Source organism: Brevibacterium metallidurans (assembly GCF_037101285.1).
GTDB lineage: Bacteria > Actinomycetota > Actinomycetes > Actinomycetales > Brevibacteriaceae > Brevibacterium > Brevibacterium metallidurans.
In genome coordinates this window covers 239,766-249,437 of sequence record NZ_BAAAAF010000006.1, presented here as the reverse complement: position 1 = coordinate 249,437, position 9,672 = coordinate 239,766, and the positions used below count along the sequence as shown (strand labels likewise).

The window sequence follows — 9,672 nt, the reverse complement described above, 5'->3', positions numbered from 1 at the left end:
CTCACCACCATCGCCGAGGAGATCAACAATCGACCCCGCCGCCGACTGGGCTATCTCACGCCCACCGAGGCATTCGCTCGACTGCTCGCCGGCGAGCCCCATGTTGCTTCGACGCCTTGACATCGCCCGGGCCTGGGCGTCAGCCAGGTGCGCCGCCTGCTCGAAGACGGCGCCATCTGCGGATACAAGCACGGCGACCCCAAGGTGCTGCGCGTGCCGAGCGCCTTCTTCGTCGACGGCGAGGTCCTCACCCCGCTCAAAGGGACGCTGAGCACGCTCAAGGACGCCGGCTTCGACGAGGAGGAGTCCATCAAGTGGCTCTTCACCCCCGACGACTCCCTGCCCGGTCGCCCCATCGACCTGCTGCGTGCCGGCAACCGCAAGGAAGTCCGCCGTCGCGCCCAGGCACTCGCCTTCTGAGCCTCACCGCTGCCGGTAGCTGAGCGCCTGCGCGAAGTCCCGCAGCCGTGACCCTGCCGCCTCGCCGAGCCGGAACGCCGCCGCGGGGCCGTCCTCGTCGGTCCATGAGTCCAGCTCGGTCAGCGCCGCATCGTGGCGGGCGGCGATGATCTCCTCGACCGCGTCGAGTCCGCCGACGGCACGCAGCATCGCGACCGTCTCGGCCACCGTGTCCTCACTCAGGCTCTGATCGCCGAGGCGGGAGGCCAGCAGCCGTGTCTGCTCCGGGCTCATCCGCTTCAGGCTCTCGGCGATGAGCACGGTGCGCTTGCCCTCCCGGATGTCGTCGCCGGCGGGTTTGCCCGTGGCCGCGGGATCCCCGACGATGCCGAGGACGTCGTCGCGCAGCTGGAACGCCTGTCCCAGGGGCAGACCGAAGCGGCTCAGGCCTGCGAGCTGGGCCTCGTCCGCTCCGCCGAGGGCCGCCCCGAGGAGGAGCGGCTGCTCGACCGAGTACTTCGCGGCCTTGAAGCTGAGCACCTCCCACGCCCGGGCTCCGATGCGCTCATCGGTCAGCGGGATCACCTCGGCGCGGACGTCGAGGAACTGACCGACCATGACATCGCGGCGCATCTGGGCCCGCAGGCGCTGCGCGGGCATCGAGGCGCCGAGCCGGTCCTGGGCGGATTCGAAGAGCTCTTCGCTCAGCGCCAGGCAGATGTCGCCGATGACGATCGCTGCGGCCACCCCGAACGCCTCCGCATCGCCTTCGTAGCCGAGCTCCGCATGGAGGGCCTCGAACTGCCGGTGCAGGGCAGGTGATCCGCGGCGGGTGTCCGAATGGTCGATGACGTCGTCGTGGATGAGCGCGGCGGCGTGGAGGAGCTCCAAGGAGGCGGCCGCCTCGGCGAGTCCGGTCCGCGCAGCCGTACCCGGGGCGGGTTCGGGGCCGGCGACGAGCTGGTACCCCCACCACAGGAGGACCGGGCGGATGCGCTTGCCGCCGCGGGTGAACGCGATGAGGCTCTGCCCGATCTCCGCGGTGTCCGGCGAGATGGCCTCGAACTCGGCCGCCTTGGACCGGAGGAAGGATTCGAGGACGGCCGCCACCTCGGCGGCGATGTCGGAGGGATCGTCGAGGCGCTCGACGGCGCTCACGGAGCGATGTTCCCGCCGACGGAGACGATCGACGACTGCGTTTCGTCGGGGTCGTCGCTGACGGTGATGACGAGCATGCCGTCGTTGTCCTTGTGGCGGAAGTTCACGACCTGCGCGGACTTCGTCATCGACTCCTTGCCGAAGGTCTCGAAGCCGGCCTTCTCCAGCCGGTCGGTGTAGAAGGCGATGATGTCCTTCGGTTCGGCCTTCGCCTTCATCACGAGGCTGACGGCGTCGAGCGTGCCGGACTCGGCCTGGGCACGCGAACTCGAGATCACCTCGGCGTCGGGGTAGGGCGCCATGAAGTCGGGGAGTGCGGCGTCCTCGGCCGCGGTCTCCGTCGGTGCCGGGCTGCCGGAGGCCGAGGGGTCGGCCGACGGGTCGGCGGATGCCCCCGCCGAGGCGGTCGGAGAAGGAGTGGAAGAGGCCTCCGGAGTCGAACCGGTCTGGCCGGTGCAGCCGGCGAGAGCGAGACCGAGGGCGAGAGTCATCGTCGTGACAGTCCTGCGCGATACCATGATTGACAGATTACCTGCAGACCCCCGCGGGAGCCGAACGATCCGATTCGGCTCCGACCGACCCATGGGTGGGACATGAGCCGCAAACAGCTGGCCCGCTCCGGCGGCGACCTCGAGCATCTGGGCACGGACGACACCGGTGCGACGACGCTCCATCTCGACATGGATTCGTTCTTCGTCTCCGTCGAGCTCCTCACCCGCCCCGAACTCCTCGGCCGGCCGGTCATCGTCGGCGGTCGGGCCGGTCGCGGCGTCGTCGTCTCCGCGAGCTACGAGGCCCGCGAGTTCGGCGTGCATGCCGCGATGCCGATGTCCCGGGCGCTCGGCCTGTGCCCCATCGCCGAGGTGATCACGCCCTCCCACGGCCTCTACTCCGAGTATTCGCGCCAGGTCTTCGATCTCGTCGCCCAGGTCACCCCCGATGTCGCCCAGGTCAGCGTCGACGAAGCCTACATCGACGTCTCCGGTGCGGTGCGCCGTCTGGGCTCCCCGGTGGCGATCACCGCGGCGCTGCGGGCGGAGATCGAGGCGCGGACGGGACTGAGCGCCTCGGTGGGCATCGCCGGCTCCCGGGTCGTCGCGAAGCTCGCCTCCGCACGGGCGAAACCCCACGGCCAGCTCCTCGTCCCGCTCGCGGCGACGCAGGACTTCCTCGACCCGATGCCGCTCGAAGCGCTGCCGGGGGTGGGGGAGAAGACCCGGGAGGGGTTCGCGAAGTACGGGATCCGTCTCATCGGCGACCTCGCTGCGATGGACGAGGACTGGGTCGGACGGGTCTTCGGCGTCCACGGCCACCATCTGTGGCGCAGTGCGCACGGGCTCGACTCCCGCGGTGCCGACCGGCAGGTCAAGGACCGGTCGATCAGCGCCGAGCACACCTTCGGTGCGGATGTGTGGGAGCTGTCGGAACTCGAACACGAACTGCTGCGCCTGTGCGACAAGGTCGCCCGTCGGGTCCGACGGGAGGAGAAGGTCGCGACGACGCTCGGTCTCAAATACCGCCTCGACGACTTCACGACTCTGTCCCGGTCGATCACCCTCGATGCCCCCACCGATCTCGCCCGGGAGATGTACGAAGCCCTGGGTCCGGCGCTGCGCGGTCTGCGCGCACAGCGGCAGAAGGGCGTGCGGCTGCTCGGGGTGCGGGCGGCGGGACTCATGGACTTCGCCGTCAGCGGGAGACAAGCCCGCTTGGACGAACCCGAGCATGCGGGACGGGAGGCGGAGATCGCCCTCGACGATGTCCGGCGGCGGTTCGGCACCGCGGCGATCTCCCAGGCCTCACTCCTGCGCAGACAGTCCAAGCCCAGGTGAGGAGCCGGTGCCGCGGCACCGGCGGCAGCGGGCTCGGCAGCGCCGCGCGCACCCCGGGCGACTGAGTCTGTGGGCGGGATGGGAATACCGGGGGCGGCCCCGTTCCTGAGATGTTTTTTCAGTGTTCAGAGACTATGATTGAGGCACTGGACCAGAGTAAGGAAACGGGGGTTCGACATGCCACTCTCCGATCACGAACAGCAGCTTCTCGATCAGCTGGAGAAGCAGCTGCGCAGCGAAGACCCCCGGTTCGCACGCAACATCTCGGAAACCCAGGCGGCAGTGAGCGGTCCCGGGTTCTCCGCGAAGCGCTTCGTCGTGGGCATCCTCGTCGCGCTCCTCGGTCTCGCCGCAACGATCTTCGCGATCTCGATGGTCAATCAGGCCGTCGCCTGGATCGCGCTCGGAGTGGTCGGCTTCGGCCTCATGGTCGCAGGCATGTACTGGGCGTTCAGCCGCCCCGCCCGAGTGGGCAATGCGTCGAAGGGCGCCACAGGAGGCCCGGCCCAGAAGTCGAACTCCAAGGGAACCTCGGGCGGCTTCATGAGCCGGATCGAAGACCGGTGGGAGAAGCGCCAGCGCGGCGAATGATCAGCCATTTCGTCGTGAGCGATGCGCTCGCCGATGACTGAGAGAATGCGTCCTCTGCGGAGGGCGCATTTCGCTTTCCCCGGGAAGAGCATTCCGCTGTCGTCGGGAGGAATCCGCATGCGTCGCAGGTGGGCTGTCGGTGCCGCGCTCGGGGTGCTCGTCCTCGGATTCGTCGCCTTCGGGGAGGTTGCGGCATGGGTGGCGAGCCGGCGGGCACTCGGTGCCGCAGACGGCGGTGCACCCTCAGGTCGCAGACGCCGAGGCACCGGGCGCCAGGTCGTCGTCGTCCTCGGCTACCGCAACCCGAGCGAGCGCATCAACGCCGTCAACCGCTTCCGCGCCCGAGCCGGCGTCCGTACCCTCGATCCGGCCGCCTCGTCGAGCGTGCTCGTCCTCTGCGGAGGCGCCGTCGCAGGTCTGGTGCCCGAGGCCGAACTCCTGCGGCGCTTCGCTCGGGACGAGCTCGGCTTCACCGGGCCCATCCGACTCGATACCACGAGCACGAGCACATGGGAGAACATCGTCGCGGCGATCCCGCTCATCGAGGACGCGGAGACGATCGCGATCGTCTCGAACTCCCATCACGCACAGAAGGCACGTCTCCATCTGCGCAGCCTGCGCCCCGATCTCGCCGACCGACTCGTCCGCGGAGCCGACTACCGCCTCGGCGAGATCCCGTGGATCAAACCCGTCGAAGCGGTGCTGGGACTGCGCAGCCTCCGGAGGATGTGACTCCCACTCCGGAGGCTCTGATCGTCACTTCGGCGGGTTGAAGATGCTCGCCGGCCAGATCTTCGCCCGGATCCGGCTGCCCGGGGTCGCATGATCGGAGAGGTCCGTCTGCACCTCGTCGACGACCGCACGGGCCTCGGCGGGGGAGAGGTCGACCGGCTGCGTGCCGTAGCGCTTCGCTTCGAGGGCGTCGATGAATCCGGCGAGAGCCGTATCGGCGCCGCGTCCGGCCGCAGGACCCGAGGGCACGGGACGCCGCAGCGCGTCGAGTCCGAGCGCGGAGGCCGACCGCGGTGCATCGCCGCCTCCCGACGGCGAACTCTCGGATCCGGTTGCCGCCGCAGCGGCGGGCACGCGCCCGTCGGCGTCGCGGCCGCTCGCGGGTGCCGCTCCCGCAGACGCCGCGCCCGCGCCCGCAGACGCCGCGCCCGCAGCACCAGCGCCACCGCTGGCGCCCGAACGTGCCACCGGATCGGCGAGCGCGGGACCACCGGCGAGGACGAGCTCGTCGTGGCGCAGGGTACGGCTCGGGTCGAGGCTCTGACCGTAGTCGGTGGCCAGTGCCCGGATCTCCGTCCACACGGCCTCGACGTCGACGGGCGAACCGGTACGGCGGCTGCGCAGGATCGCCCTCCAGATCGCGGGGATCGCGAGGAGCAGGAGGATGGCCACGGCGATGACGAGGGCCCAGACGATCGTGGAGTAGTCCGCGGCCGCCGGCTGTGCCGCGGTGTCCGTGGCCGCCGTCGTCGGCTCCTCGGTCTCGGCCGGGGCGGACTCCGCGGCGGTCTCCGTGGGTTCCTCGGTCGGCGAAGCCGTCTCCTCGGTCTCCTCTTCGGAGTTCCCGGTGCTGCCGTCGGCGAGCGTCCACGCGGGCGGGGCTCCGGCCGGTCCGCCGGGAGTGGGCTCGAAGCGGACCCAGCCGACCCCGTCGAAGTAGAGCTCGGGCCAGGCGTGCGAATCCTGCATCGAGACCTCGAAGCCGTCACCGGACTTGTCGCCGGCGCCGAAGCCCACGCCGATGCGGGCGGGAATGCCCATGGTCCTGGCCATGATCGTCATGGCGGAGGAGAACTGGACGCAGTAGCCCTTCTTCTCGGCGAGGAAGTCGGAGATCGCATCGCCGCTGGCCTCCTCGGGGGCATCGAGGGAGTATTCGAACTCGCCGCTGCGGAAGTAGGCCTGCAGCAGCACTGCGGCCTCCCACTGGTTGCTCGCCCCGGCCGTGACGTCCTCCGCGGTCTGCCGCACACTCGAGGGCAGGCTCGCCGGCACCTCGAGTTCGGTCTCGAAGTCGCTCGCGTTCACCGGGGCCGCGGACTGGAGGTCCTCGACGGCCGGGTCGATCGAGAGGTAGTCCATCGAGTACTTCTGCCCCGCGGACCTCTCCCCGTTGCCGACGATCGTCAGCGACTTCTCGTCGTAGATCCACCGGCGGTCGAGCCCCGTGGGCTGCTGCGGGGCGTAGGGGGTCGGCAGGTACTGCTGGTCGTAGTCGTCGCCGATCGTGACGTCGATGCGCTCCTCAGTGAAGTTCCTGTTCCGCGGCAGACCCTGCGGCCACGGCAGGCCCTCGGCGGCGATCGCGAACTGGTCGAGCCCGAACGGGGTCGGCGCCCAGGTCTGACCGTCGAAGGAGTTGATCGACGTCAGCCTGATCGGCTCGGGATCGGCCGCGGTCGTCGTGTAGCTGAACAGCGTCGCATCGGAGCGATCGCCCAGGTCCGAGCGCAGATCGAGGAACGGGTTCGTCACCGTGAGGTCGCCCTGGTTGTTCGAGGCCCGGTCCGGCAGGGTCGGCACGGTCGGCAGGATCGTCGGCAGGCCGATGCCGAGGACGACGGCGATCGCGCCGGCCACGAGCGCGGTCAGCCCGCCGCGCCATTTCGTCGCCGGGAAGTAGGGACTGAGCATGAGGAGGAGGAACGCGGCGAGGATGGCCGCGACATGCCACCACTGCACCTCGGCGGGGGCGAAGAAGACGGGGATCATCCACAGCACGAGGAGGAGGACGCCGCTGACCTTCGGTGCGCGCAGGTCGGAGACGAGGCCGTCGATGAGGATCGTGATGAGGGTGAACGCGATGGTCAGCATCGCCGTGAACCCGGGCGTGCTCGCCGCCGGCGGCGTCGAGGAGTAGAGGTCGCTCACCCCGGAGGAGAGGAGGTCCATGACGGCGACGAACGAGGAGCCCGTGGGGATGACGCCGAAGAGCAGGGTCTGGGGTGCGCAGAGGACGAGGACGGCGATGACGCCGACGATGCACTGCGCGATGACGGCGGTGCCCGTCGACCGCAGGCCGCCGATGCTGCGGAAGACCGCGCCGACGGCGACGATGAGGACGACGGCGATGAGCACCGAGGGCAGCCAGTCGAAGTCCGCGAACACCGCGGAGAGGCCGATCGCGGTGAGCACCATCGCGAGGAGGACGGAGAGCGATTCGAGCCAGGTCGAGGCCCTCGTCTCGGCGGTCTGGGAGACATCGGCGGTCATCGGCTCACCCGTTTCGAGTCGAAGGTCGTCCACGATTCCGGCAGGTCCTCGCTGAGGCCGAGCATCGTCATGTCGTCGATCTCGGAGAGACTGCGCACCGTGATGGGGATCCGCCTCGAGAACTGGGCGGCCATCGCCTCGGCGCGGGAGTCGTCGGCGGCGCAGATGACGACGTGGTTGGGATTGTCATGGGCGGGCAGCCTGCTCGGCCCGGGCTCGATGAGCGCGGTGAGCAGACGCAGGCGGTCGATGTCGCGCTGCCCGCGGAAGCGGATCTCGTGGCCGGGGGCGACGACGCAGACCTCGTAGTCGGATCGCAGGAAGGCGATCCCGGCCGCGGCGGCCGCGGCGAGGAGGAACTCCGTCTCGAGGTCGTCAGGCGGTCCCTCCGGCCCGGCGAGGTCGACGACGATAAGCGCATGCAGCGTCTCCTCCTCGGCCTCGTGGCGGACCATGAGCTCACCCGACTTCGCCGTCGTCGGCCAGTGCACGTGGCGCAGATCGTCGCCGGGCACGTATTCGCGGGTGTGGAAGTCACGCGTCGTGTGACCCGACCGGACCTTGCCCTCGTCGAGGCGGGCGGGACGGTTCGCGGATTCGCGCGGAATCCGGCCGCCGAGGGTCGGCACCGCCACGGCGATGGGGAAGGCGCCGAGGACCTTCTTCTTCGCCGTGACCAGCCCGAAGGGACCTGCGACGGTGATGAGCACGGATTCGATGCCGCTGATCCCGCGGCGACCCGGAGTGAAGGAGGTGAGCACGGTCTGCGCGCGTCCGCCGGGCAGCGGCGGCACCTCGCCGACAGTGGAGTCCCCGAAGCCTGCGGCGGCGACGAAGTCGATCGTCGAGGCGGGCACCGCGAGGTGGCCGGTGTTCTCGACGATCGCCTCGAGCTCGACCTCCTTGCCCTCCGGCGCCAGCGGGTAGCGGTCCGCGCCGGGGGTGAGCCTGACCTCGGGCAGGGGAGTGCGCAGGGTCACCGAGATCCGCCGCGTGCCCCACCCGATGAGCGCTGCCGAGAGCAGCACGAGGGCGATGAGGAGGAGACCGGCGGGAAGCAGGCCGGACAGGGCGAACCGGTAGGCGCCGACGATGAGGGCGGCGCCGGCGAGGACGAAGATGATTCCCGACGTGCTCAGTCGCATGCCGTCACTGATTCGTCGAGACGGGCACCCGGGCGAGCACGCGGCCGATGAGATCGGCTGCGAGCTCGGAGTCGTCACCGTCGCGGGGAATGATGCGGTGGGCGAGGATGAAGGGGGCGAGTGCCTGGATGTCGTCGGGGGTGACGAACGTCCGGCCCGAGAGTGCGGCACGGGCCTTCGCCGCCCGCAGCAGGTGGACGCCGCCGCGGGGCGAGCAGCCGAGCACGATCGCCTGATCGCTGCGACTGGCCTGGAGGATCGCGACGATGTACTCCCGCAGCTCGCGGCTCGCGCCGACGTGGCGGACGATGTCGCGGGCCTGACCGATCTGCTCGAGGCTCGTGACCGCCTGCGCGGCGGCGAGCGGGTCGTGCTCGATCTGGTTGTCGAGGAGGTCGACCTCGTCGCGGGCCGACGGGTAGCCGAGCGAGATCCGCGTCATGAACCGGTCGCGCTGAGCCTCGGGCAGGGCGTAGGTGCCCTCCATGTCGATCGGGTTCTGCGTGGCGACGACGATGAACGGCGAGGGCATCGTGTGGGTCTCGCCGTCGATCGTCGCCTGCCCCTCGGCCATGCACTCGAGCATCGCCGACTGCGTCTTGGGGGAGGCGCGGTTGATCTCGTCGGCGATGACGATGTTGGCGAAGACGGGGCCGCGGCGGAACTCGAAGTGGCGGGTCTCCTGGTTGAACAGGTTGACCCCGACGACGTCGGTGGGCAGCAGGTCGGGGGTGAACTGGATGCGCCGGACCGAGCCGTCGACGACCTTGCCCATGGCGCGGGCGAGCAGCGTCTTGCCGACGCCGGGCACGTCCTCGAGCAGGACGTGTCCGCCGGCGAGGAGGGCGATGAGGGAGAGGCCGACGGCTTCGTCCTTGCCTTCGAGCACGGAGTTCATGGCCGTGCGAGCGCGGGAGGTCAGCTGCTGCACCCATTCGATGTGCTCGGTGCCGATGACGGGATTGGTCTGTGTGGCTTCCTGGCTGGTCGACATGCCTCCATTCTTCCCTATCGCGCCCCCGGCATCCACACGGGAGCCTCTCAGGAACTCAGGTCCCTCCTGGGCAGGCGGGCCCTGCGACGAGGTGCGCTCCACTCTCCTCCCCACCCGGCCCCACCACCCTCCCCACCACCCTCCCCACCGTCCTCCCCACTTCGCTCCACCAGGACCCCCACTTCGCTCCCCACTTCCCACCACCTCGGCGAGGATCCGCGGAAATCCGGGGATCTCAGCGCAGGGCCCCGGCGCCGAGGCGGGTCGATCCACCCGTCCGACGGACCCGATGAACGCGCCGATGGGAAATATTCTCCACTTTCCTCCA

At 70.0% G+C, this 9,672-nt stretch carries 9 protein-coding genes and 1 pseudogene; 5 read left to right on the top strand and 5 right to left on the bottom strand.

Going from position 1 to position 9,672, the window contains the following annotated elements:
- Together AACX88_RS17655 and AACX88_RS10185 are read left to right on the top strand one after the other, a co-directional pair.
- Positions 1–120, top strand: a pseudogene (locus tag AACX88_RS17655) (IS30 family transposase); the annotation flags it as partial.
- 27 nt (positions 121–147) lie between these two features.
- Positions 148–420: an Rv2175c family DNA-binding protein gene (locus AACX88_RS10185; RefSeq protein ID WP_339392894.1), complete on the top strand. Its 273-nt coding sequence runs from the start codon at positions 148–150 to the stop codon at positions 418–420.
- A gap of 3 nt (positions 421–423) precedes the next feature.
- On the opposite strand, the gene AACX88_RS10180 is transcribed toward AACX88_RS10185, so the two are convergent.
- Together AACX88_RS10180 and AACX88_RS10175 are read right to left on the bottom strand one after the other, a co-directional pair.
- Entirely contained in the window at positions 424–1,557 is a 1,134-nt protein-coding gene (locus AACX88_RS10180; protein ID WP_339392893.1) for a polyprenyl synthetase family protein, read from the bottom strand.
- The gene (locus tag AACX88_RS10175; RefSeq protein WP_339392892.1) at positions 1,554–2,048 is read right to left on the bottom strand and encodes a hypothetical protein; all 495 of its coding nucleotides are present in this window, start codon (positions 2,046–2,048) and stop codon (positions 1,554–1,556) included. Before AACX88_RS10175 ends, AACX88_RS10180 begins: the two co-directional genes overlap by 4 nt.
- 102 nt (positions 2,049–2,150) lie before the next feature.
- Between AACX88_RS10175 and dinB the strand changes: the two genes are divergently transcribed.
- The 3 genes from dinB to AACX88_RS10160 all read left to right on the top strand — a co-directional run bounded on the left by dinB (position 2,151) and on the right by AACX88_RS10160 (position 4,712).
- Entirely contained in the window at positions 2,151–3,389 is a 1,239-nt protein-coding gene (dinB, locus tag AACX88_RS10170; RefSeq protein WP_339392891.1) for a DNA polymerase IV, read from the top strand.
- Between the two features lie 177 nt (positions 3,390–3,566).
- A complete protein-coding gene (locus tag AACX88_RS10165) occupies positions 3,567–3,980 on the top strand; it encodes a DUF3040 domain-containing protein (protein WP_339392890.1) in 414 nt (137 codons plus the stop codon).
- A gap of 117 nt (positions 3,981–4,097) precedes the next feature.
- Entirely contained in the window at positions 4,098–4,712 is a 615-nt protein-coding gene (locus AACX88_RS10160; RefSeq protein ID WP_339392889.1) for a YdcF family protein, read from the top strand.
- Between the two features lie 24 nt (positions 4,713–4,736).
- Here AACX88_RS10160 and AACX88_RS10155 read toward each other — a convergent pair whose 3' ends face one another.
- From AACX88_RS10155 to AACX88_RS10145, 3 genes are read right to left on the bottom strand one after another with little or no spacing between them, the layout of a single operon-like run.
- Positions 4,737–7,238, bottom strand: a complete 2,502-nt coding sequence (locus AACX88_RS10155) for a transglutaminase TgpA family protein (RefSeq protein ID WP_339392888.1) — start codon at positions 7,236–7,238, stop codon at positions 4,737–4,739.
- A complete protein-coding gene (locus AACX88_RS10150; RefSeq protein WP_339392887.1) occupies positions 7,202–8,350 on the bottom strand; it encodes a DUF58 domain-containing protein in 1,149 nt (382 codons plus the stop codon). Before AACX88_RS10150 ends, AACX88_RS10155 begins: the two co-directional genes overlap by 37 nt.
- 4 nt (positions 8,351–8,354) lie before the next feature.
- Complete coding sequence (locus AACX88_RS10145; protein WP_339392886.1) at positions 8,355–9,344, bottom strand: AAA family ATPase; 990 nt, start codon at positions 9,342–9,344, stop codon at positions 8,355–8,357.
- Between the last annotated feature and the right edge of the window lie 328 nt (positions 9,345–9,672).

Coding starts and splice junctions, on each gene's coding strand:
- AACX88_RS10175 (WP_339392892.1), bottom strand. CDS start 2,048: ATGACTCTCGCCCTCGGTCTCGCTCTCGCCGGCTGCACCGGCCAGACC.
- dinB (WP_339392891.1), top strand. CDS start 2,151: ATGAGCCGCAAACAGCTGGCCCGCTCCGGCGGCGACCTCGAGCATCTG.
- AACX88_RS10165 (WP_339392890.1), top strand. CDS start 3,567: ATGCCACTCTCCGATCACGAACAGCAGCTTCTCGATCAGCTGGAGAAG.
- AACX88_RS10160 (WP_339392889.1), top strand. CDS start 4,098: ATGCGTCGCAGGTGGGCTGTCGGTGCCGCGCTCGGGGTGCTCGTCCTC.
- AACX88_RS10150 (WP_339392887.1), bottom strand. CDS start 8,350: ATGCGACTGAGCACGTCGGGAATCATCTTCGTCCTCGCCGGCGCCGCC.
- AACX88_RS10145 (WP_339392886.1), bottom strand. CDS start 9,344: ATGTCGACCAGCCAGGAAGCCACACAGACCAATCCCGTCATCGGCACC.